The sequence below is a fragment of the Staphylococcus sp. EZ-P03 genome, assembly GCF_003344575.1.
GTDB lineage: Bacteria > Bacillota > Bacilli > Staphylococcales > Staphylococcaceae > Staphylococcus > Staphylococcus simulans_B.
Window position 1 is genome coordinate 70,514 of the sequence record NZ_QPMO01000030.1, and the last position, 24,290, is coordinate 94,803.

The 24,290-nt window shown below is 39.9% G+C and carries 24 protein-coding genes; 19 read left to right on the forward strand and 5 right to left on the reverse strand.

The window, feature by feature from the left end; translation table 11 throughout:
* Positions 1–319 precede the first annotated feature (319 nt).
* Both DVJ99_RS12040 and fmdA read right to left on the reverse strand, forming a co-directional pair.
* Positions 320–580, reverse strand: coding sequence for a zinc ribbon domain-containing protein (locus DVJ99_RS12040; protein ID WP_105994117.1), 261 nt, complete (start codon positions 578–580; stop codon positions 320–322).
* On the reverse strand, positions 580–1,773 hold the full coding sequence (gene fmdA / locus DVJ99_RS12045; RefSeq protein ID WP_114604419.1) for a formamidase: 1,194 nt from the start codon (positions 1,771–1,773) through the stop codon (positions 580–582). Before fmdA ends, DVJ99_RS12040 begins: the two co-directional genes overlap by 1 nt.
* A 192-nt stretch (positions 1,774–1,965) precedes the next feature.
* Here fmdA and DVJ99_RS12050 point away from each other — a divergent pair, with 192 nt between their 5' ends.
* From DVJ99_RS12050 to DVJ99_RS12090, 9 genes are all read left to right on the forward strand, one after another.
* Entirely contained in the window at positions 1,966–2,307 is a 342-nt protein-coding gene (locus DVJ99_RS12050; protein WP_114604502.1) for a DoxX family protein, read from the forward strand.
* A gap of 250 nt (positions 2,308–2,557) precedes the next feature.
* Positions 2,558–5,173 (forward strand): bifunctional acetaldehyde-CoA/alcohol dehydrogenase, encoded by a 2,616-nt coding sequence (gene adhE, locus DVJ99_RS12055; protein ID WP_114604420.1) that lies wholly within the window; start codon positions 2,558–2,560, stop codon positions 5,171–5,173.
* A 234-nt stretch (positions 5,174–5,407) separates the two neighbouring features.
* A complete protein-coding gene (locus DVJ99_RS12060; protein WP_114604421.1) occupies positions 5,408–6,469 on the forward strand; it encodes a MupG family TIM beta-alpha barrel fold protein in 1,062 nt (353 codons plus the stop codon).
* Positions 6,459–7,343 (forward strand): N-acetylmuramic acid 6-phosphate etherase, encoded by an 885-nt coding sequence (gene murQ / locus DVJ99_RS12065; RefSeq protein ID WP_114604422.1) that lies wholly within the window; start codon positions 6,459–6,461, stop codon positions 7,341–7,343. Before DVJ99_RS12060 ends, murQ begins: the two co-directional genes overlap by 11 nt.
* 15 nt (positions 7,344–7,358) lie before the next feature.
* Positions 7,359–8,801, forward strand: coding sequence for a PTS transporter subunit EIIC (locus DVJ99_RS12070; RefSeq protein WP_114604423.1), 1,443 nt, complete (start codon positions 7,359–7,361; stop codon positions 8,799–8,801).
* 12 nt (positions 8,802–8,813) lie between these two features.
* A complete protein-coding gene (locus DVJ99_RS12075; protein WP_114604424.1) occupies positions 8,814–9,671 on the forward strand; it encodes a MurR/RpiR family transcriptional regulator in 858 nt (285 codons plus the stop codon).
* A 6-nt stretch (positions 9,672–9,677) separates the two neighbouring features.
* Positions 9,678–10,568, forward strand: coding sequence for an alpha/beta fold hydrolase (locus DVJ99_RS12080; protein WP_240430856.1), 891 nt, complete (start codon positions 9,678–9,680; stop codon positions 10,566–10,568).
* Between the two features lie 117 nt (positions 10,569–10,685).
* Positions 10,686–11,303, forward strand: a complete 618-nt coding sequence (locus DVJ99_RS12085; RefSeq protein ID WP_114604425.1) for a CadD family cadmium resistance transporter — start codon at positions 10,686–10,688, stop codon at positions 11,301–11,303.
* A gap of 17 nt (positions 11,304–11,320) precedes the next feature.
* Positions 11,321–11,671, forward strand: coding sequence for an ArsR/SmtB family transcription factor (locus DVJ99_RS12090; RefSeq protein ID WP_240430857.1), 351 nt, complete (start codon positions 11,321–11,323; stop codon positions 11,669–11,671).
* Positions 11,672–11,833: 162 nt separating this feature from the next.
* On the opposite strand, the gene DVJ99_RS12095 is transcribed toward DVJ99_RS12090, so the two are convergent.
* The 3 genes from DVJ99_RS12095 to DVJ99_RS12105 all read right to left on the reverse strand — a co-directional run bounded on the left by DVJ99_RS12095 (position 11,834) and on the right by DVJ99_RS12105 (position 15,835).
* Positions 11,834–13,240 carry an MFS transporter gene (locus tag DVJ99_RS12095; protein ID WP_114604426.1) on the reverse strand — a complete coding sequence of 469 codons (1,407 nt, stop codon included), beginning with the start codon at positions 13,238–13,240 and terminating at the stop codon, positions 11,834–11,836.
* Positions 13,241–13,486: 246 nt separating this feature from the next.
* Entirely contained in the window at positions 13,487–14,614 is a 1,128-nt protein-coding gene (locus DVJ99_RS12100; protein ID WP_114604427.1) for a 5,10-methylene-tetrahydrofolate dehydrogenase, read from the reverse strand.
* An 18-nt stretch (positions 14,615–14,632) separates the two neighbouring features.
* Positions 14,633–15,835, reverse strand: a complete 1,203-nt coding sequence (locus DVJ99_RS12105) for a hypothetical protein (RefSeq protein WP_114604428.1) — start codon at positions 15,833–15,835, stop codon at positions 14,633–14,635.
* A gap of 198 nt (positions 15,836–16,033) precedes the next feature.
* On the opposite strand from DVJ99_RS12105, the gene DVJ99_RS12110 reads away from it, so the two are divergent.
* The 10 genes from DVJ99_RS12110 to DVJ99_RS12155 all read left to right on the forward strand — a co-directional run bounded on the left by DVJ99_RS12110 (position 16,034) and on the right by DVJ99_RS12155 (position 24,284).
* Positions 16,034–16,891, forward strand: coding sequence for a hypothetical protein (locus DVJ99_RS12110; protein ID WP_114604429.1), 858 nt, complete (start codon positions 16,034–16,036; stop codon positions 16,889–16,891).
* A gap of 11 nt (positions 16,892–16,902) precedes the next feature.
* Positions 16,903–17,571 carry a hypothetical protein gene (locus DVJ99_RS13195; RefSeq protein ID WP_162912211.1) on the forward strand — a complete coding sequence of 223 codons (669 nt, stop codon included), beginning with the start codon at positions 16,903–16,905 and terminating at the stop codon, positions 17,569–17,571.
* A 165-nt stretch (positions 17,572–17,736) separates the two neighbouring features.
* The gene (locus DVJ99_RS12120; RefSeq protein WP_240430862.1) at positions 17,737–18,285 is read left to right on the forward strand and encodes a tyrosine-type recombinase/integrase; all 549 of its coding nucleotides are present in this window, start codon (positions 17,737–17,739) and stop codon (positions 18,283–18,285) included.
* Positions 18,286–18,332: 47 nt separating this feature from the next.
* Positions 18,333–20,816, forward strand: coding sequence for a DUF4040 family protein (locus DVJ99_RS12125; protein WP_114604432.1), 2,484 nt, complete (start codon positions 18,333–18,335; stop codon positions 20,814–20,816).
* Positions 20,803–21,228, forward strand: a complete 426-nt coding sequence (locus DVJ99_RS12130) for a monovalent cation/H+ antiporter subunit B (RefSeq protein WP_114604433.1) — start codon at positions 20,803–20,805, stop codon at positions 21,226–21,228. Before DVJ99_RS12125 ends, DVJ99_RS12130 begins: the two co-directional genes overlap by 14 nt.
* A complete protein-coding gene (locus DVJ99_RS12135) occupies positions 21,225–21,572 on the forward strand; it encodes a Na(+)/H(+) antiporter subunit C (RefSeq protein ID WP_105994133.1) in 348 nt (115 codons plus the stop codon). Before DVJ99_RS12130 ends, DVJ99_RS12135 begins: the two co-directional genes overlap by 4 nt.
* On the forward strand, positions 21,559–23,055 hold the full coding sequence (locus tag DVJ99_RS12140; protein WP_415918792.1) for a Na+/H+ antiporter subunit D: 1,497 nt from the start codon (positions 21,559–21,561) through the stop codon (positions 23,053–23,055). Before DVJ99_RS12135 ends, DVJ99_RS12140 begins: the two co-directional genes overlap by 14 nt.
* Positions 23,055–23,543, forward strand: coding sequence for a Na+/H+ antiporter subunit E (locus tag DVJ99_RS12145; RefSeq protein ID WP_114604434.1), 489 nt, complete (start codon positions 23,055–23,057; stop codon positions 23,541–23,543). Before DVJ99_RS12140 ends, DVJ99_RS12145 begins: the two co-directional genes overlap by 1 nt.
* On the forward strand, positions 23,540–23,836 hold the full coding sequence (locus tag DVJ99_RS12150; protein WP_105994136.1) for a monovalent cation/H+ antiporter complex subunit F: 297 nt from the start codon (positions 23,540–23,542) through the stop codon (positions 23,834–23,836). The genes DVJ99_RS12145 and DVJ99_RS12150 overlap by 4 nt, the downstream gene beginning before the upstream one ends.
* Positions 23,814–24,284 (forward strand): Na+/H+ antiporter subunit G, encoded by a 471-nt coding sequence (locus tag DVJ99_RS12155; RefSeq protein ID WP_105994137.1) that lies wholly within the window; start codon positions 23,814–23,816, stop codon positions 24,282–24,284. The genes DVJ99_RS12150 and DVJ99_RS12155 overlap by 23 nt, the downstream gene beginning before the upstream one ends.
* Positions 24,285–24,290: the final 6 nt, after the last annotated feature.

Below are 24,290 nucleotides of genomic sequence, written 5' to 3' on the forward strand. Positions count from 1 at the left end.
AAAACGAAGGGGAGACAATAGACGGTGATACGTGTATGACAGGTTAATGTTATGATTGGCAGTGATTGGATAGGTTAAAATTATCCAGTGTGGTTGCACGCTAACATCTTCAATTAATCATTGGGGTTTGATCTGTGCAACTTTCTTATGCCATTTTTTTATGGAACATCGAATGCCATTTCATTGAGGAGGGTTATTACTCAACGATAGGACGAATGTACCTGTTTTGTATCAAATATGAGCTTTCTTTTTTTGCATAAAATCGGGCTGTGGTATTTTATGCAATGTAATTCGTATCATTGATTTATATGGGTTTTTTCTAAATCATCCAAGGACGGTTATTCGGAACACGCCGTTTCTGCTGGGTTGGGAGTTTATCTTTAGAAACAATTCGCGGTTCCTGACCGGCTTCGATTCTCTTTTTTAATTTTGAATCAATCTTTGAAGTATGAAATGGGACAAAGACGCGTTTTGCATCTTGATGGCAGTCAGGGCAAACTGCAAAATCATGGTTATCATTCATAGATTGATTTAAGGTAAATTCTCCGTGATCAGGACATGCATAAGTGTAATTCGGCATTACTCATCAGGCTCCAAACTCGGGACGATATCATCTTTAAAGATTTCACGCGGGATTGCGATAGTACAACATGCGTTCGGAACGTCAACGATACCAGCAACAGTACCTTGAACGGGAGCAGTTCCTAACAACATGTAAGCTTGTTCGCCTGTAAAGCCGCGTGTTTTCAAGAATTCAATAGCATTTAAGCACGCGTTGCGATATGCAGTATTCGCATCGAGATATTGCTGCTTGCCGCTGAATTCATCTACCGAAATACCTTCGAATACAATGTAATCTGTGTAGTTCGGCATAACTGGTCCAGGTTTGAAAGCTGGGTTTTGTTTGATTTGATATTTTTCCATGCCGTTTTTAATCACGTTGACACGTAAATCAATCCATCCCGGCATTTCAATTCCGCCGCAGAATGTGATTTCGCCGTCGCCTTGCGAGAAGTGCAGGTCGCCTACAGATAATTTCGCGCCTTCAACGAAGACAGGGAAATATACACGCGAACCTTTAGATAAGTTTTTAATATCGCAGTTACCGCCATTTTCTCTTGGTGGGACGGTTCTTGCGCCTTCTTTAGCAACACGGTCGAAATCTTTACCTTCTAACGTACCAAGCACTACAGCATCTTCTTCCGGTAAGTTGGCTAATACCGGTTCTCTGTTCGGATCTGTATCTACCAATGCTTGTTCACGTCGGTTCCATTCATCCAACATTTCTTGTGATGGCGCAACGCCGATTAATCCTGGGTGGATTAACCCGACAAATTCTACGCCGGGTACGTGACGACTTGTCGCATAAATACCGTTGAAATCCCAAATGGACTTTTGAGCATTCGGATAATGGTCGACTAAGAAACTGCCGCCATTGGTTTTATCGAAAATACCGTTAAAGCCCCATTCATGTTCTGGGAATGCACCGATATCTAAAATATCAACGACTAACAAATCGCCAGGTTCTACGCCGTTTACATATACGGGACCGCTTAATACATGTACACGGTTTAAATTGACGTATTTGATGTCGCTCGGGTCGTCATTGTTTGAAACTTGACCATCGGTCCAGTCCAAACACTCCATACGAAATGACTCTCCTGGCTCAACTGAAAATGCAGCCGGAATATCCGGATGCCATCGGTTGTGTCCGGGATGCGCTTGCTGATCCATTTTCTTATTCAAATCCACACTAAATAATTTCTTAGGCATATGCCTACCCCCTTGCCGAAATAATTTGTGACTGAATGATTCTGACTAAAATTACTATTCCCAAAAAGTTACATTTTAAACCAAATATTCAGAATTTTTGTAAAAGTTTTTAATATTTTGTTAAGAACAGGGTGAATATGAAATAATAAAATCGAAAATAAAAAGAAGAAGGTGACTTCCTTGAGAAAGGTAATGCGTTATGGTTTGGCAGGGTTGTTTGGTTTAGCAGGAATCATGCACTTCATACGTTTAGAAGGTTTTACACGTATTGTGCCGAAGTATTTGCCTTTACGCAAAACAGCAGTAGTTGTGACAGGCATCATCGAGTTATGGATCAGTGCAGTACTGTTCATCAAACGTCCAAGTCAGAAATTCAAACAAGGCATAAATGCCTTTTTGCTTGCGGTCTTTCCGGCTAACATCTATATGGCACGTAAACAATTGCCGCTAGGGGATATACAGCCGCCTAAATGGGCACTTTATAGTCGTTTGCCGTTACAATTTATTTTAATGGCAATAATCCGCAAACTATAAATCAGGCTTCATATTGCTTAAGTGCAGGATGAAGTTTTTTTATATTGCAAATTATTTTTAGAATACGCTTACATATGCATGGTTGCTAATCTCAACGGTTTTTCATAAAATGACGCGTTCACAAAAGTGTTGGAAATTGAAAGGAAATAAATAGAATTTCGTTTACTCTTTGAGGAAATTAAGCTATTCTGTTTGTGAAATAATTCACAAATTAAAAACAATCGGATTTGAACTTTGAGGAGGAATCGAAATGACTGAATCAACACAAGCTCAGAATGAAAAACCAGAAACAGAAGTGAACCTGACACAACAAATGATTGATACGCTGGCAGATAACGGTCAGCGTGCGTTGCATCAATTAGCAAAGTTGAATCAAGAACAAATTGATAAGATTGTACATGCGATGGCAATGGCAGCCGTGGATAAACACATGGAAATAGCCAAAGCAGCATATGAAGAAACAGGACGCGGTATCTATGAAGATAAAGCAATCAAGAATCTCTATGCTTCAGAGTACATTTGGGAATCTATCAAATACAACAAGACTATCGGTGTCATCAAAGAAGATGAACAACGCGGTTTAACGTATGTCGCATCGCCGGTAGGTGTAGTGTGCGGTGTAACACCGACGACCAATCCGACTTCTACTACTATTTTCAAAGCGATGATTGCGATTAAAACAGGAAATCCGATTGTATTTGCGTTCCATCCAAGTGCACAGCAATCTTCAACACTTGCGGCAGAAGTAATTTATGAAGCAGCACTTAAAGCAGGTGCGCCTGAACATGTTATCCAATGGATCACACAACCTTCATTGGAAGCCACTAAATTATTAATGAATCACGATAAAATTGCGTTAGTGCTTGCGACAGGCGGCGCTGCGATGGTGAAATCAGCTTATTCTACAGGTAAACCGGCCTTAGGTGTAGGACCTGGTAATGTACCTGCCTATATTGAAAAGTCAGCGAAAATCAAACGTGCTGTGAATGATGTAATTGTATCTAAGACATTTGATAACGGTATGATTTGTGCATCTGAACAAGGGGTTATCGTAGATAAAGCAATTTATAGCGAAGTGAAAAAAGAATTTGAAGCCCATCAATGTTATGTTGTGAAGAAAAATGAATTACCTAAACTCGAAAGCATTGTCATGCGTGAAGATCGCTGTGCAGTCAATGCGAATATCGTAGGAAAACCTGCCGCAGAAATCGCAGCGTCTGTCGGTATTAAAGTACCAGAAGGAACAAAAATGCTGATTGCGGAACTTGAAGGTGTAGGTCCTGATTATCCGCTGTCACGCGAAAAATTATCTCCTGTACTTGCAATGGTAAAAGCAGAGAGTCGTGAAGAAGCATTAGAATTATGCGAAGGTATGCTGGATTTAGGCGGTTTAGGACATACTGCAGTAGTGCATACAGAAGATGAGGAACTTCAAAAAGCTTTCGGTATTCGTATGAATGCATGCCGTGTATTGATTAATTCACCATCAGCTGAAGGCGGTATCGGCGGAATTTATAATGAAATGATTCCATCTTTAACATTAGGTTGCGGTTCTTATGGACACAACTCTGTTTCTCATAATGTTTCTGCAGTCGATTTGATTAATGTCAAAACAATCGCTAAAAGGAGAAATAATATGCAATGGTTCAAACTGCCGTCAAAAATTTACTTTGAGAAAAATTCGCTTTTGTATTTAACACAAATGAAAGACATTGAACGTGTCATGATTGTAACGGATGCAGGCATGGTGAATTTAGGTTATGCCAAACGTGTACAAGAAGTGCTTGCGAGCAGAACAGACGTGCCTGATGTACGTATATTCAGCGATGTAGAACCGAACCCTTCTACGAATACAGTATATAAAGGTTTAGAACTGATGGTTGAATTCCAGCCAGATGTCATTATCGCAATCGGCGGCGGTTCTGTAATGGATGCCGCTAAAGGCATGTGGGCATTCTTTGAACATCCGGATTTATCATTCTTCGGCGCTAAACAAAAGTTCTTAGATATCCGCAAACGTACGTATAAAATTTTACCGGCACAACGTGCACAAATGGTTTGTATTCCGACAACTTCTGGTACAGGTTCAGAAGTGACACCGTTTGCGGTCATTACTGATAGTGATACACATGTGAAATATCCTTTAGCAGATTATTCATTAACACCGGATATCGCAATTGTAGATTCGCAATTTGTGTTAAGTGTACCGCGTTCAGTGACTGCCGATACAGGTATGGACGTATTAACACATGCGATTGAATCTTATGTTTCTGTGTTAGCCAACGATTATACAAGAGGCTTAAGTCTTCAAGCGATACAAATTGTCTTTAATTATTTGAAAGCTTCCGCAAATGACGGCGATCCTGAAGCACGAGAAAGAATGCATAATGCGTCTACTTTAGCAGGTATGGCCTTTGCGAATGCGTTCTTAGGTGTCAGCCACTCTATCGCACATAAAATCGGCGGAGAATACAATATTCCGCATGGACGTACCAATGCGATTTTATTACCGCATGTCATCAGATATAATGCGAAAGATCCGCAAAAACATGCGTTATTCCCTAAATATGATTACTTCAGAGCAGACGAAGATTATGCGGATATCGCACGCTTCTTAGGATTAAAAGGCAAAACAACAGAAGCTTTAGTTGAAGCACTTGCAGATGCAGTTTATGAATTAGGCCAAAGTGTCGGTATTGAAATGAACCTTAAAGCCCAAGGTGTGACACAAGAAGTGTTAGATGCGACAGTAGATCGTATGGCAGAACTTGCATATGAAGATCAATGTACAACAGCGAACCCTAAAGAACCATTAATCAGTGAATTAAAAGCTATTATTATCACAGCTTATGATTATCAAAAATAATTAAGACAACACGACTAAAATTCAATGATGTATTTCTAAGCACGCGCCTTTTTAAGAGGGGGCGTGCTTTTTATATAATTATTAAGTTTGGAACTTTGTTACAAAATAAAGTTATTTATATGTGTATATTGTAATGTTATTTCATATGTGTGATAATGTAAGCGATTACATAAATGCTTATTTCTATTTTTGGGGTACATGGGTAATGAATGAATCTAAAAAGAGGTGAATCAAATGGAATTAGGTTTTTCTGTATATTTAGGAGAACCCTTTGATGAAGATTATATTGAAACAATGCTAGATCAAGGCTGCCGTTATATTTTTACGTCACTCCAAATCCCTGAAGAAGATGAAAAAGTGTATTTAACACGTTTAGCACAATTGGCACAAATCAATGCCCATCGTGCACGTATTATTGCGGATGTGAATACAGATACATTAGCGCGTCTGGATCTTTCTTTAGAAGACCCGCAAGGGATTGAAGATGCAGGTATTGATATTGTGCGTTTGGATGAGGGGGAAGAGCTTGATGTCTTGGCAGATTATGTGGAACAAAAACATGCGGTGATGCTGAATGCGAGTACGGATGCTTTTCGTATTTTAAGAGCGCTGAGCGACCGTGCCATCTCACAAGAGAACATTCTTGTAGCGCATAACTATTATCCGCGACCTGAGACAGGTTTAGACCGTTCTTTTTTCCAGCACATCAATGAACGCTTAAAAGGTGCGTTCCCGGAAATTCAAATTATGGCATTTGTGCAAGGAACAAAACTGCGAGGTCCGATTTATCGCGGCTTGCCGACACTTGAAGCCCATCGCAATATGCATCCTGTAGCCGCTGCATCAGAACTTGAAAGTGATTTATGCGATATCGCTTGTATCGGTGACAGTCAAATCGATGCCTTTTTAATTAAGCAATTCAATCATTACGTCAAACAACGAAAAGTGGTATTACGTACTGACTTAAATCAAGAGAGTCCCTATTTAGGTACGTATCATAACCGTTTAGATGTTGCGCGTGATGTGGTCAGAGCAGAAGAAGCACGACGTCAATTTAAAGATGAAGTCTTGCCGCAAAATGCTGTAGAGCGTCCGACAGGTACCATTACTTTAGATAATCATCTGTATGGGCGTTATATGAATGAGCTTCAAATTACACGTACAGATTTGCCGGCAGATGCGGCAGTAAATGTCTTAGGGCATATTGAGCCGAAAGATATTGATTGTCTCAACTTAATCGCATCCGGTACAACATTTCAATTAATAGGAAGAGAGGAGGAAGACCATGGACTTTAAGAAAATGACAACAGAACAGCGCAATGAGAAAACAAAAAACTTAGATCAATTAAGCACATCAGAGTTTGTGACCTTGATGAATCAAGAAGATCAGATTGTGGCACAAGCAATTGCACAAGAACAGGATTATATCACGCAGGTGATTGATAACGTGATAGCTTCTTTTAAACGAGGCGGACGTTTGATTTATATGGGTGCAGGTACCAGCGGACGCTTAGGTGTCTTAGATGCGGCAGAGTGTGTACCGACGTTCGGTGTTACGAGAGATGATGTTATCGGTTTGATAGCGGGCGGTTCTAAAGCTATGACTGAAGCGATTGAAGGTGCTGAAGATAATTTAGGACTGGGTGCACAAGATTTGCAAGAAATCGAATTGACGAAAGATGACATCGTGATTGGGTTAGCCGCTAGCGGCAGAACGCCTTATGTTATCGGCGGTTTAGAATACGCACAGTCCGTCGGTGCCAATACAGCAGCCATCGCATGTAATAAGGATACGAAAATCGGAGCGATAGCTGATGTCGCTATCGAAGTGGAAGTCGGCCCTGAGATTTTAACAGGTTCGACACGCTTGAAATCAGGTACAGCACAAAAGCTGGTTCTGAATATGATATCGACAGGTGCCATGATCGGTATCGGCAAAGTGTATGAAAATTTGATGGTAGATGTTAAACCTACGAATGAAAAATTGAAACAGCGTGCTTTCAATATCATTTCAGAAGTGACAGGTGCCAGCGAAGAACAAGCTAAGCAGCTCTTTTACAGCAGCAGAGGCAATGTTAAAGCTGCGATAGTTATGGGGCTGCATGATATTAAATATGCGGAAGCATTAGATCGATTGAAAAAGGCAGATGGTTTTATCAGAAGGACTTAAGGAGCGTGAAACGCAATGACAAAAGAGAGAAAGATTGCCCAGGAAATATTAAAGCATGTAGGAGGTAAAGAAAACTTAGAACGTGTGATTCACTGTATGACACGTGTCCGTATGAATATTATCGATTATTCAAAGGTCGATATCGAAGGTTTAAAAGCTATTGATGGTGTCATGGGTGTAGTTGAAGATGATACCCTTCAAGTCATTGTCGGACCCGGTACAGTGAATAAAGTGGCCAATGAAATGAGCGAGATAATCGGAACGCCATTAGGAGAAGATATTTCGCATCATACACATCAATCTGACAAAGCACGCGTAGAAGAAGAAGCGATGCTGTTTAAAACGCAGATGAAAAAGAATCAAAAGCAGTCTAAATGGAAGAAAGTACTGCGTACGATTGCGAATATCTTTGTGCCGTTGATTCCAGCCTTTGTCGGTGCAGGACTTATCGGCGGGATTGCGGCTGTATTAACGAACATGTTATCAGCGGGTGTGATAGAAGGTGCAGTATGGAAACAGCTCACTTTAGTATTTGATATTATCAAGAGCGGTTTGCTTGCGTACTTAGTCATTTATGTCGGAATTAATGCAGCACGAGAATTCGGTGCGACACCAGGACTCGGCGGTGTTATCGGCGGTACGACCATGTTGACAGGGATGACGCCTGAACAGCCGCTCCATAATATCTTTAACGGCGAAGCATTAGCGCCGGGACAAGGCGGTGTGATTGGTGTTATCTTTGCGGTTTGGCTGCTTGCGATGGTTGAGAAGCGCCTGCATAAAATTATTCCGAATGCGGTGGACATTATTGTCACACCTACCATTACGTTATTGATTATGGGTCTGGTCACAATCTTCTTAATCATGCCGATAGCAGGTGTAGTATCTGAAGGGCTATTAGGCATTATCAAGTGGGTATTAGATATCGGCGGTGCCTTCAGCGGCTTTATTCTCGGTGCGACATTCTTGCCGCTCGTAATGTTCGGCTTGCACCAAGTGCTTACACCGATTCATATTGAAATGATCAACCAAGATCATGCGACTTTCTTATTGCCGGTACTTGCGATGGCAGGTGCAGGACAAGTCGGCGCAGCTTTAGCATTATGGGTGAAATGCCGTAAGAATAAGAAAATTATCCGCTTATTAAAAGGCGCATTGCCTGCAGGTATTTTGGGCATCGGAGAACCATTGATTTATGGTGTGACTTTACCATTAGGCCGTCCGTTTATTACAGCTTGTATCGGCGGTGGTATCGGAGGTGCAGTGATCGGAGGCATCGGTCATATCGGTGCGGTCGCAATCGGGCCTAGCGGACTATCATTGATACCACTGATTTATGATAATATGTATCTCGGTTATATTGCAGGTATTCTTGCAGCGTACGCAGGCGGTTTTGCGGCGACTTATTTCTTCGGGACAACGAAGGAAATGACGGCACCACAAGAAATTGATGATTAGGACGTGAAACAGATGGCCAGTGATCAAATATTAATTTATATTCAAGAACATATGACGCAGCTGACAAAACAAGAACAGCTGGTCGCAAAGTATATGGTTGAAGCACCAAAAGCGGTGCTTGCTATGAGTGCACAAGCCATCGGACGACAAACAAAAACCAGTTCTGCTACAGTGATCCGCTGTGTGCATAAATTAGGATTTAAAGGCTTAGTGGAATTAAAACTTGCGCTGTCGCGTGATTTGCCGAAGCATCAAGAAAATGTCTATCAAGAAATAGCACAAGATGCATCGCCGTCTGAAATAAAACGAACGCTCTTTTCCAGAGCGGAATACACATTGAAAACCACAGAAGATTTATTGGAAGACCAAGTGCTGAATCAAGCAGTACAGCGCTTGAGACAATGCAAGAAACTGGTGGTCTTCGGTGTAGGCGCCAGCCATATTGTCGCAGAAGACATCTTTCAAAAGTTTACACGTGCAGACATGCATGTCGTACAGAGTGCTGATGCACATATTATTGCGACAGTTTTGGCAGGCGGAGATGATGAGACACTTATGATAGGCATATCGAATTCAGGACGTAATCAAGAAACATTGCGCTTAGCTGAAGTTGCACAACACTACGGTGTGCCGGTCATAGGTATGACGAGCGGGTTAGATTCAAAGCTAGCACAGGTTTCTGATATTTGTTTAGCACATGGTGCGAGTTCGGAACGGAGTTTGCGTTTAGCCGCAACGAGTTCGTTGATTGCGCAGTTAATGACAGTTGATACATTATTTTATTCTTACTTGTCAAAAGACTATGCATCGCATTTAGAACATCTGAGTCAGACGCGTGAAGCGGTTGATTTATATAAACATGACGAATAAGGTATGATGGCAGTAATGACTAGAGCGAAAGGAACGAGAGAAATGTATGCTTTAGAAGCAGAAGATGCTGTACTGCGTTATGACATGATTGGGCAAGGGCCTATCTTGCTTTTTATTCCAGGTGCCAGCGGTATCAATGACAGTTATATAGAAGCAGCACAAGCATTGAAACATGATTACACGGTCATCCTGCCGGATAGAAGAGGCTACGGCGCAAGCGAACTCACTGCACCACTGCCGGCTTCTATTGCGAATCCGAAAGATACGTATCGGCTGAAACAAGATGTGCAGGATATGAAGGCTATCTTGGAGTCGATTACAGATCAGCCTGTGACAGTCTTTGCGACAGATACGGGTGCTGCAGCGGCACTGCAGTTTGCGTTGGATTATCCAGAATGGATAGAAACTTTATTGCTTCATGAGCCTTTGAATGTGTCAGTTCTGCCAGATGCAGAAGCCTATGCAGCACAGGCAGAACAAATCGTACGGACTGCTATGATAGAGGGTGTACCCGCTGCGATGCGTCAATATGAAAGTATGGTACAGCCCACGCAAACAGATATGAACGTACTGGTAGAAAATACAATTGCACCTTGTGCAGTGTGTTCACCAGATACTGCACAAATGCGAAGCAGGGCTTCTACTGAAATCTGGCTTCAATATGAATTACGACAGTATATGAATTACTCGTTTATTTTTGCACAAGATAAAGCGTTAGCTACAAGCATTATCGTGGTACAAGGAGAAGATTCGAAAGGATCGCTAGGTTATGAAGCGGCAAGTTATTTCAGTCACGTGTTAAAAGCACCGATGGCACAAGTCCCAGGCGGACATTATGGTTATGCACAACAACCTGAAGCATTTGCACAAGCTGTCAAAGCATTATTAACGAAATAATAGATTTAAAAGACTTTTGCGGATGCGAAAGTCTTTTTTACATTCAAAAATAAATTTGAATGTAAAACTTGAAAGTGCTATGCTATATTCAAATACAGATTTGAATGAGGTGGAGAGATGTTTCAAACCACATTGACTGCGGTGGTACTCTATACCGCCACAGCCTTAGATTTATTGGTCATTTTATTAATTTATTTTGCACGTGCGCATACGAAAAAAGAATACAGAGATATTTATATCGGACAGTTTCTCGGTTCAGGCGCATTGATTGTTATTAGTTTATTCTTTGCTTTTGTCTTGCATTACGTACCTGAAAAATGGATGTTAGGTCTATTAGGTTTGATTCCATTATATTTAGGAATTAAAGTTGCCTTGTTTGATGATTGTGAAGGGGAAGAACGTGCGAAAAAAGAATTGGATGAAAAAGGGATGTCGAAACTTATAGGTATTGTCGCACTGGTAACACTTGCCAGTTGCGGCGCTGATAACATTGGATTATTCGTCCCTTATTTTGTGAGTTTAACGCTGCCTAAGTTGATTGTGACACTGATTGTATTTGTGATCATGATTTACTTGCTGGTCCTTTCAGCGCAAAAATTATCAAAAGTACCGGGAATAGGAGAAACGGTTGAAAAGTATAATCGTTGGATTATGGCTGTCATCTATATTGGTTTAGGCCTATATATCATTATTGAAAACAGAACCATTCAAACAATATTAAGTTTCATTTTCTAGAAAGCGAGTGAAATAACTTGGCAGAAGATCAATGCGAGATGAAATACGTGCATGAAGATAAAGTCAAAGACGCAAAAGCTTTTCTGAATACACCGCATACTTTAGAGGTGCTGGATTTATTCAGTGCTATCGGAGACAGTAAGAAGCTGACCATTCTATTGGCTTTGTTTAAAGAAGAAAGGCTATGTGTATGCGATCTTGCGACGTTATTGAATATGAGTATTGCGTCTACTTCTCATCATTTGCGTACTTTGTATAAAAAAGACATTGTTGCTTTTGAGAAAGAAGGAAAGATGGCTTATTACAACATACAAAATCAAGCAGTCCAACAGTTATTACAATATGCATTAGATTTGGAAAATGATTAACAGAACTGCACATTGGAGGTTATGCAGTGATATAACGTCCAGTGTGCGAGCTATGCATACAAAATTAAGCACATTGTGGAATGTAGATAATATGAAACAGCACGCCTTAACAATGTAATTTGTTAGGGCGTGCTGACTTTAGTTAAAAGTTAAATGAAGCAGTTAAGATTGTTCGCGGTCTTTCATTTCACTTTCCCACCATAATGCATCTTTAGGATTCTCTACTACATTTTGGTATTCAGATTGTGAAGCGACGTTCGGGTAAGAACCTCTTAATGACTTGTTGGATGTGGATTTGAACATTAAACCGAAAATAATCAATCCTAATACGTTGATGAGTGTCAGGTAGTATGACGGCGCAATGCGTTGTCCTGTCGTTTCGACAAGCAGTGACAGGATAAATGGTGTCAAACCGCCGAAGATTGCGGCACCGATATTATAAACAAGTGATAATGAACGTAATCTGATTTTAGTATGGAACATGCTCGGCAAGACTGAAGGCATCACGCCTTCAAACGTTGACATGAATAACGCGATAAGCATCAGACCTGCGATTATCATAGGAATCGATGGGTTGGTCATCAGCCAAAATGCGACAACAGAGAATAAACTGTAGCCGATTAAGCCGAACATAACGGTGCGTTTGTTTCCGATTTTGTCGCTGTACCAGCCGAAGAAGAAGACAAACGGAATCATCACGGCCATTGTCAATGTACTAAGAATACTGCCGACAGTACCGCCAAGGTTGATAGTTGAGTTTAGGAATGACGGCATATAGGACAGAACCATGTAGTTTGCGACATTTAAGAATGCGACGCCTGTAAAGGCAACAATGATGTCTTTCCAATAATATTTAAAGATGTCCTTGTAAGTATAAGTTTGGTCTTGTTCATCTTCGAGCGATGTTTCATAAGCCGGACTTTCATCCAAGTGTGTACGAAGTAACACACCGACAATGCCGAGCGGTGCGGCGATGATAAATGGAATTCTCCATCCCCATGAAGCCATTTGGTCATCTGTCAGTAACGAATACATAATCCCTGCAAGCGCAGCAGCGAGAATATTACCGGCAAGTGTGCCGATTTCAAGACCGCTCCCGAGTTTGCCTCTTGCGCGATCAGGTGAAGTTTCTGCGATATAAGTCATCGCACCTGCATATTCGCCGCCAGTTGAAAATGATTGAACTAAGCGCACAATGAGCAATAAGATAGGTGCCCATATCCCAATGCTGTGCTGGGTAGGCAGCAGTCCTAATACCAATGTTGATCCGGCCATCAAGATAATGGTCCAAGACAATACAGCTTTTCTTCCGTGTTTATCTCCGACATGGCTGAAGAAGATACCGCCGATCGGCCGGACGATAAACGCAAAGGCAAAGACTGCGAACGTTGAAACGAGTTGAATTTCTTTTGGCATATTACCGAAAAAGTTAGCACTGATTATCACAGCCATCTGTGCGTATAAACCGAAATCAAACCACTCAATCGCATTGCCGATACCGGTTGCGACAACACTTTTCTTGGCTTGACTTGAGTCAACGCGGTTAATATGTTGTTTGTTAAATTTCATCTCTTTTCCCCCTCTTTAAGTCCCTTAGTTATAGCATAGCCTATACCGTTAAGTGTAAACGGTAACATTTATTTCCTTTCAAGTCAGTACCACAAGCAGAGATAGCGCATAACTTTTAAAAACATTGATTTAATGGGGTTTTAAGAGGGTAGAGGGGTCTGACTTCAGACAACCCGAAGGCTTACCTTGTAGAAAAAGATAAAGAAAAAGAATCAAGACACAGCTGATCTTGATTCTTTCAAGTGATTATTGCATATGATGTCGTTCTTTAAAGAGTGCTTTTCTCATTTGCTGTCTTGCGCCATAGGTACTTTCACGCACTAATTTTTCGTTGCGCATACCTGCACCGATTGCACCTGCGATGGTTGAAAGTGAAGCTGCGAACCATGCGATAGAACAATAAAGTGTGAAAGGTGCTGGATGCGAAAGCTCTAATGCATTGCCTAAAAAGCTTGGCGGCAATAGTATCAGTGATGCAATTAAATAGATAATAAGCAAGGTAATATAATAAATTAATACTGATGTCGTAAGTGTCGTCAATGTGGTTAAGTTATACAGCCTGGTTATTAATTTATTTTCACTATAGCGTTCGCTTTCCCATAAGTTATGAGCCAATATAATCCAAAGAATCATACCGAATACCGCAAGCAAGGACATAATCGTCAGTCTTAATGTGGTAAAGGTATTGCTTAGCTGCCACATTGTAGAGAAGATCAGTCCGGAAGCACCTGTTGTAAAGGCGATAGCGATGACACTATTCATACTTTTCATTAATCGCAACGGGTTATTCGCAAACGTCATACCGCTTAATAATCGGAAGTACCCTGAAGCTTTTGAAGCGACAATATAACGAATGTGCATCGTATGCGTATCATCGGTATAGGTTCTCAACTTTCTTAAGTTGGAGAAAGGGAAGATGTTGCGGTAAGCATCTTGATGATTTTCATGATTATTATTTTGATTCGGATGGTCGCGAAACAGGACATTGATTTCATGTATCACGGTGATGACGGTTTTTTCTAACCGTTTCGTCAATGGACGCCATCCGTATGCAGGGATAGAAATAATACTTGCGCCGTTTTCTTCGTTGATATCGACGGCTATAACGGATTCGTTATCATGAAACAAAGGCAAATCCGTTAAGCTGATAATATAATGCCAGTTATATTTATCTAAGAAGTTTTCTGTTTTTTGGTAAGCCAAATCAGCTTCTTCAGCTGAACCGGTCAACTCATCAACAACGACTTCGATTTTCCATTGGAATTGCGAAGAGATATTATCCTGCAGAAGTTGAGGCAAAGTATCCACAAGTTTGCGCGAAAGCTGATTTGCGATACCCGGCGCTGCGACGATACCTACTACAAGCTCTTGCATAACATGCGGCCTCCTTTCTTAATTATGAGATTGTGATTGGTTTTTTGTATCATCTGATGAATAGTAATTCGAAGCTTCCCATCTTTTAGCTTCTTCGTAACGTGCACGTTGACGATAAGAATAAGTCATTGCACGAATCTTTTGTTCGTTCTCTACAGAAGCACCGAGTGCACCTGCTAAGAATCCAAGTGATGTCACAAACCATGTCAGATATAAGAACTGAGCTATCGTACGTGTACCTTCGTTGGATGTACTCATGTTATATAAATCATTAGGCACGAACAATGCGACACTGATCATTAAGAGTGCAAATAGAATTAAATAACTTAATACGATAATAATGAGCAGTGTAAACACCGTTGTGATGTTATAAACAGTACGATAGGTTCTTGTCGTCATTGTAGTAGGATATCCCCATAACGAATGGGCATACATAATCCATAAGACCATACCGCCGATGGCCAGCGTGGTCATGAAAATAAAGCGTAAATTAGAATATTCAATACTCAATTGCCAAGGTGTTGAGAAAATCGTTAAATAAGTTGCGGTCGCAAAAGAGAGTGAAATAATCTTTTTGAAATTGGGGATTTCTTTCCAAGGCTGATTCGCTCTAATCATTCCTGCTAAGAGTAAAATCCAGCTGATTATCAGAGGACTTAAGATAAATTTAGTCGTAGTTTTAGAATGAGAGCTTTGATCGCCTTCTTCTTGTTCATCCTCCGTTAACATATCGTTTTCTTGTTTATCATCCAGTATCGTATGTTCGGGTTTGATGCGGGTAAATAAAGACAAGTTCAAATTGCGTTTGGTTTTATCTTGTTCGTTATGGTAAAGATAAACCGTTTCCGCAAAGTAAAGCAGACATTGTTTAAGCTTTTGTTTCACCCTGATAAAACCTAAGGCAGGTATCGAAACCAAACCTGTTGCCATCGGTTCATCTAAATTTCCGACAACTACCTTTTTCCCTTCTACAATAGGTAAGTCTGTTACGACAATCGCATAGTCCCATTGATGTTCATCTTTGATGGATTTCGCAAAGTCTAAGCTCTTATTAACATCTTCCGCTGAACCGATGAGCGGATTTTCGACACATTGGAAATTCCAAGTGATGTCTTGTTCTAGTGCTCGGTTCAAAGTAGAGGGAAGATCAACTGATAGTTTTTCGGATAACTGCATAGGAAAACCGGGTGCCGCAATGATACCGACTTTTATTTCAGTCATGTGCTGCCTCCTTTCTATTTAAAAAGTGTAGAAAGTGAAATTTAATTTTATTTCATTTCAAATTTCATTATTATTAACTTCCCATATAAATGCATTATAAAACCTAGTAAAAAGGGGATTAAGCTAAGAAATGAGCGTTGAGCGCATTATATAAATTGTGTAATATATAATTAACAAAATGTATTGGAGGGTAACATCATGAAATTACATCATTTGATGACAGGTTTGCTTGCTTTTGCAGTTTTATTAGCCGGCTGCGGCCATAAAGAAGATACGCACAAGCAAGCAGATAATCAAAAAGAACAATCAACCGAATCCAAGTCACAAGACACAACATCTAATGACCAAAACCAAACTAACAAAGACGACAATACGAAACAAGAGAAAAAAGTTGTAGTTAAAGAAGAAAAAACAGAAACACACACAAAAGAAACAACAAAAGAAAAATCAAACACAGATCATCAAAAAAGCGAATCTGACAAACAAACATCTGAAAAAGCCGACACATCTTCACAAAACAATAATGAACCATCTTTAGAATTAAAAGGCAAAGATCCATCACAAATTTCGCCAGGTCCAAAAGCAGAATTAGAGAGAAAACATGTTGCGATGATGTTGATGGATCCTAAATTAAATAATTATTATATTACTGCATCAGATATAAAGAAAAAACAATACCAGACATTCAAAGGAAAAGACGTCAATATATATAACCTAGTATTACTAAGTTCCTTACAAGTACCAAAAGTGGTGAATGGGCCACAAGATATGAATTTTTATTTTTCCACACACACTAAAGACGACTATAAATACACACTCATCGGTATTTCGAATGATGAGGTAGTGATAGGTACAATAACAAAAGATGAAGTTCAAACAGGTAGTACTTCTACTGTAGATTTAGATTACCGATCTTTTACTGAACAACCGGGAGCACAAATCTTTAAAGTGAAAGATTTAGAGAAACAAAATTTAAACCAAGCTAAAGTAGACGCACTGGCAAAACATGTTTACCAAGTAACACCGCATACTTTACAGTACGTACCTGAAAATTAAGGAGATAAGCCATGAAACAACTAAGAATCATCACCATTACAAGTTTGTTAGTGTTATTACTTTCAGCGTGCGGACATAAAGACGAAGAGAGTAAACAAACAGAAAAGCCGAAACAAGAAACTAAAACAACTGATAAAGATAAAGCGAAAGCTGAAGACAGTAAAAAAGAAGAGAAAAAGGAAAATGTTAAACAAGAAACAAAAACTGAAACTAAAATAGGACCTTTAACACAAGAAGAAATAAAGCATAATGTGGCTTTGATGTTGTTAAATCCAAATTTAAATAAGCGCTTTATTAGAGGACAAGAAGTATTAGAAGGTAAGTATACTGGAATAATGCAAGGTCAAACACATACATTCAAGGTAAATGAAATTAGATTGATTAAAGGAAAACAAGCACTTAATATAGCAGGTGCACCTAATGGAATGGATTTTTATGAAGTGAGTCCAGTTTGCGGGCCTTACGTTACTTATGTTGGTATTTCACGTGAATACGTAATCATTGGCGGTACTCAAGCTGCGGTGCTTAATTATAACGATGAAATTAATCAAGGGAACGCAAGTCAATTCAAAGTTTCTGATTTGGAGAAACAAGGGATTCCTAAAGCACAAGTAAATGCAGTGGCGAGCAAGATTGTGTTGGGTAATAATGAGAGTCAACCAATTATTAGATTAGATTAATGGAAGCGGGCTTCGGCTCGCTTTTTGTTTTTTGAAAATAAGTAAATGTGAAAAAATTTTTAAAATTAGGCTTTCTGTCTTTAATGTTACTTAAATATGAATTATAATATTTATGTATCATTAGGATATTTAAATTAATTGAGGGAGTGGCTGCTTTTGGAATGTGTGTTGCCTATTAAAGATAAAGCACAAATTGAAGCGATGTGCCGAACGTTGTCAGAGCATAATCAGCGTGACTATTTATTATTTCGTTTAGCGATACATACGGGTATCAAGATCAGTGCGTTGATTGATCTAAAGGGGTTAGATGTTATGGAGAGTGACTCTAACCCAGCGATTATCAAAGTTTGGCCGCATGAAAAAGAATCTGAAATTGTAGTGCCGCTTTCAAAACATTTGTGTGAAGCATTGGCACATTATATAGAATCTGAATGTATCGGTCCTGAAGATTATTTGTTTAAGTCTGCGAAGACGAAGCGCGCTTTATCTCGCCAACAAGCTTATCGTATAATTCATGATGCCGCTGTCCGCAATGGTCTTTCTCATATCGGTTTGCAGTCGCTGCGCAAAACGTTTGCTTATCATGCGTATCAATCAGGTACACCACTTACTGTGATACAAAAATACCTCGGTCATCAGACGTTGTCTGAGACACTTAAATTTATAGATATTCCTAAACAAGAACGTACGATTACGATTCAATTAGATATTTAGAACGATAAGAAAATCAAACTCACAAATAGAAAGGAGTCTTATTTCTTATGAGCCTCATTTGGCTGTTTGCCTTTATTATCCTCATTATGCTTTTAGTGCTCATTACGAATTTACCCAGCCGCTCGGCTGGATTAACCACAGCCTCAGAGCAGGCGCAAACAGAAATTACACATAATACAAGCAGGTATCGGACGTTATTAAGCAGACAAGCAGGGTGGATTGCTTTGTTTGCGCCGTTAGTCAGTGCAATATACTTTATAACTCAGCTTCCTCGTGTTGCATCGGGCAAGGTATTAGAAGTGGTGATACCTTGGATGCCTTCCATCGACGTCAATTTCACTTTTAGATTAGACGGATTATCACTGATATTTGCTTTGCTGATAACGATCATCGGTACAGGTATCGTATTATATGCCAACGCATATCTTTCTAAAGCACATGATGATTTGCCTAGGTTTTATGTTTATTTGCTGATGTTCATGTTTGCGATGTTAGGGGTAGTGTTAGCAGATAATACTATATTGCTGTACGTGTTCTGGGAGTTGACCAGCATTGCTTCATTCTTGCTGATTGCTTATTGGTATAACCGAAAATCAAGTCAAGCAGGTGCGATGAAATCCTTCTTAATTACCGTTTTCGGCGGTATGTTCATGCTGGTCGGTTTTATTTTAATGTTCAACATTACAGGGACAAATACGATTTCGGAACTTGTTCAAATTCCGATGCGTCAAATGTTATATCAGTCTCCTTGGTTCCCCTTAGCAGTCATTTGTATCTTAATCGGTGCATTTACTAAATCTGCTCAGTTTCCATTCCATATTTGGCTGCCGGATGCGATGGAAGCACCGACACCCGTCAGTGCCTATCTGCATTCCGCAACGATGGTAAAAGCCGGCTTATACCTGCTCTTTCGTTTCACACCTATTTTAGGATATGAATCATGGGTTGCTTATATTGTGATTACTATCGGTATTACGACTTTGCTGGTGGGTTCTTTTGTGGCCGTCGGCCAAAGAGACCAAAAAGGTTTGTTAGCGTATTCTACTATCAGTCAACTCGGCATGATTATGTCGATGGTCGGATTCGGAATGCTGGCTTACAGTTATCATGCACAAGCCTTCCAAGCTTTCTATGTGGTGAGTTTATTTGCGGGACTTTTCCATTTAATCAACCACGCAATGTTCAAGAGTGTGTTGTTCATGGGTGTCGGTATTGTAGACCATGAGACAGGGACACGTGATTTAATGCGTTTAGGCGGATTGCGCAAAGTACTGCCGGTTACTGCAGTCATGATGACAATCAGTGCCATGGCAATGGCAGGGTTGCCGTTATTCAATGGTTTCTTATCAAAAGAAATGTTCTTTGCGACATTAGTAAGTGCCAAACAGCTTTCTGTCTTTGACCAAGTCTTTGCGACAGTGACACTGGTTATCGGAGTCATCGCAAGTATCTTGACGTTTATTTACAGCTTGCGTTTGGTTAAAGATACATTTTTCGGAAAGTTGAAGAAAGATCAGCTGCCGCAACTGCCGGACCATGAACCATTAGGTCTTTATATTGCGCCGGTGGTCATTACATTAGGCATGCCGTTGTTCTTTATCATTCCTAACGTGTTAGGTACGTACTTGATTGAGCCTGCTTTACGCGACATAGGCCAAACAGATTATGTATCGAAATACATTCCGCACATTACGGCATGGCATGGGTTAAGTCCTGAGTTATGGATTACACTTACGATTTATGTGCTGGGTGTCTTGTTATTATGGCGTACACGTTGGATGAAGGTTTATAACAAAATTCCAACCGGCTTATCCATCAATAGTTTGTATCAAGGCATGTTAAATGTCAGTGAACGTACAAGTAAGTTCGGTATGCAGGGCATGATGAATAACAAACTGAACCAATACTTGCATGTTATTTATTTCATGTTCTTCTGTATGATGGCTTACGGATTGATTCGAGTGGGATGGATTAATGTGGAAGGTTTTGAAATCAAACCTGTCACATGGTTTGAAATCTTAGTTGCGGCAAATATTGCCTTTTTATCAATTGCGCTGGTTTTCCTGCGCGAACGAATGGCTATGATTATTATCAATGGTGTTATCGGTTATACGATTGCGATTGTCTTTGTGCTGATGAAAGCACCGGACTTAGCGATGACACAGTTAGTCATTGAAACCATCTCAACGATATTATTCTTGCTGGTCTTTTATCATTTGCCGAACGTCAGACGAGATAAAGCACATAAAGGCAAAGAAGCACTTAAGCTGGTTATTGCCTTTTTAATGTCAGCGTTTGTAGTGACGTTTGTGATTATTGCCCAGCAAGAACAAGCTTTCCAAAAGATTTCCAGCTTCTATGAAAATAGTTATAAGCTTGCTGGATCTAAAAATATCGTCAATGCGATATTAGGAGATTTCAGAGCATTAGATACTATGCTTGAAGGTATAGTGATTATGATTGTCGGTTTAGGAATTTATTCCTTAATCAAATTCAATATTAGAAAGGGTGATTCAAATGAAAGAAAATGACATTGTATTAGAGACCATCTCGAAAGTCGCAGTCTTTATTATTTTAACGTTCGGTTCTTATATCTTTTTAGCCGGACATGACAATCCAGGCGGCGGTTTCATCGGCGGTTTAGTATTCAGTTCAGCCTTTATCTTAATGTTTTTAGCTTTCGATGTGAAAAAGGTTGTACGTTCACTGCCGATCGACTTTCGTGCTGTAACAATTTCTGGTTGTTTATTATCTATTGCTACAGCGATTGTGCCTATTTTCTTTGGTCACCCTATGCTTTCGCATGAAGATGTTTATGTGACATTGCCTTATTTAGAGAAGATACACCTTTCGAGTGTGACGTTGTTTGAATTCGGTATTTTGTTAACAGTGGTCGGTTCAATCACAACGATTATGCTTGCGATAAGTGGTGATAAAAGTTGAATATTATACTTATTACCATTATCGGCATTTTAACTTTTGCAGGTACGTATATGATTCTATCGAAAAACTTAATCCGTATTGTTTTAGGCACTGCGATTTATACGCACGTCGCAAACTTAGTCATATTGGCTATGAGCGGTTTTGATGGAACGAATGTCCCGATTATTAACGGGGAAGGCAAGAACTATGTGGATCCTTTACCGCAAGCATTGATTTTAACAGCGATTGTGATTGGTTTTGCGGTAACTGCTTTCTTATTAGTATTGGTGTACAGAACTTATAAAGTGACGAGAGTCAACCGAATTGAGGCATTGCGCGGTGAGGATGATGATGTTGATGAATAATTTATTGCTTATACCATTGCTGCTGCCTTTAGTTACCGGACTCGTACTGTTCTTCTTCAAAGAACGTTTAATGGTCACAAGACGTATTGCTATCACTGTACAAGTGATTAATACACTGATTTCTGTGTATTTATTAGTGTATGTTTACCAACATAACCCGCTGGTCATCAACTTTGGTGATTGGCAGCCGCCATTCGGTATCCAGTTTGTCGGAGATACATTAGGACTGTTTTTCGTGATGATTGCGAACTTAGTAGTCACAGTAGTGATTTTCTTCGGCTTTGGTAAACGCGAACATTTAGCCAACCGCTATTTCCTGCCGTCATTCATTTTATTTATGTTAACAGGTGTGGCAGGCAGCTTTTTAACAGCAGATATTTTCAACTTGTATGTCATGTTTGAAATCATGCTGATCTCATCATTTGTGCTATTAACACTTGGACGTACACTTGAACAATTGCGTGCCAGTGTCATTTATGTAGTGATGAACGTAGTAAGTTCATGGTTCTTCTTAATCGGTATTGCTTATTTATACGGCACATTAGGTACTCTGAACTTTGGACATTTATCGATGCGTATTACAGAGAGCAACCAGCCTCCGGCGATGACCATGGTCGCTATTATTATGATATTTGTCTTCGGAGGCAAGGCAGCACTCGTAATGTTTATGTGGCTGCCGAAAGCTTATGCAGCACTCAATACTGAGTTAGCAGCACTGTTTGCGGGATTAATGACCAAAGTCGGTGTTTATGCGTTGATACGTGTAATGGTCTTGCTCTTTGATCAGCAGCCGGATGTGACACACCAATTAATGTATTATATGGCGATTATCACAATGATTATCGGCGCAATCGGTGTGTTAGGGTATGAAGATGTGAAGAAAATTGCGGCATACCAAGTCATTTTATCTATCGGCTTTTCAGTATTAGGCATCAGCGCACTTAATGAAGCCGGTATCACAGGTGCCATTTTCTATGCAGGCCATGACATGATCATTAAAACACTGTTATTCCTTGTTATGGGTGTGTTCGTGGTAATCTGCCAAACAAGAAGCTATAAAGAAATGGGCGGTTTGATTCACACCCATCCGTCCTTAGGTATTGTGTTGTTTATCCTTACACTATCGATTGGCGGCGTGCCGCCATTCAGCGGATTTCCTGGGAAATTATTGATTATCCAAGGTGCACTTGCACAAGGTTATGTTGCAGGTGTAGTGGTGATGATTATTACCAGTTTGATTGCCATGTATAGCTTGCTCAGAGTATTCTTCTATATGTATTTTGGTCGAGAAGGGATGCCTGTAGTGCAGAAACAAACTATTTTACCGCATAAAATCGCAGCAATGCTGCTATTGACCATTGCGACGATAGTGATGGGGTTTGGTGCAGAATGGTTCTTAGATATTGCTCATCAAGCAGCAGAAATGAATTTAAATCCAGGTGATTATCAAGAAGCGGTAGTCCCTCATTTGGAGGTGGACTGATGTTAGCCCAATTAACGTTGAATATATTAATCGCGATTTTATGGACACTTTTCCAAGACGAAGATAAGTTTCATTTATCTACATTTATTTCCGGATACATCATCGGTATTATGATTGTGTATTTGATTCACAGATTCTTCTTTAAACGCGTATTCTATTTAAAGAAAGTTTGGGTCATCTTCAAATTCATAGTGGTGTATAACGTACAGTTATTGATTTCCAGTCTTTCAACGATTGTATACATTTTATTCAAGTCGCATGATATGAACCCGGGATTATTGATTTATGAAACATCTTTAAAACGAGACTGGGCGATTACTTTATTAACATTACTGATTATGCTGACGCCGGGATCATTAGTGTTGAGGGTGTCGCCTGACGGCAGTCGTTTCTTTATTCACGCGATTGATGTTTCAGAAAGAGACAAAGCTATTTTGACGAAACAGATTAAGAAATATGAACGTTTGATATGGGAGGTGCTCAAATGATTGAAATCATAATAGATTGGATGATTCGTTCGGCCTTGATTATCTTCGGGATTGCGGTGATTATCTCATTGATTCGTGTCATCAAAGGACCGACAACACCCAGCCGCGTTGTCGCATTTGATAGTATCGGTGCGATGATTATTTCGATTGTAGGTTTATTAAGTATCGTATTAGACAGTTTGAGTTTCTTAGATGCGAGTCTAATCATTGCGATTTTGGCCTTCTTGAGTACCATCGGTATATCACGCTTTGTAGAAGGGGGACGAATCTTTGATAATGAGCGAAATCGCTAGTTTATTTGCTGCTGTCCTTATTCTGCTAGGCTCTATCGTTGCTTTAATCAGTGCAATAGGTATTTTGAAATTCAAAGACATCTTTCTAAGAGCACACGCCGCAACTAAGAGTTCGACATTATCTGTGCTATTATCATTAATCGGTGTCTTTATCTACTTTTTATTTACAAGAGATTATTTCAGTGTCAGAACACTGTTAACAATTCTCTTTTTATACATGACATCACCTGTAGCAGGTCAAATGATTGTACGCACAGCGTACAATGTCGGTTCCTATATGTATATGAAAGACAATACACAAAAAGGCGCATCATTAAATATTGCTTATAACAAAAAAGAAGCCGCAAAAAATCGCAAACTACGTGCAGAGCGCAGACGGAAAGCAACCGAAGCATTCAAAAAGGGCGATCGCCAACCGACCATACGCTATAAGAAAATGGACGACTGAAAAAGT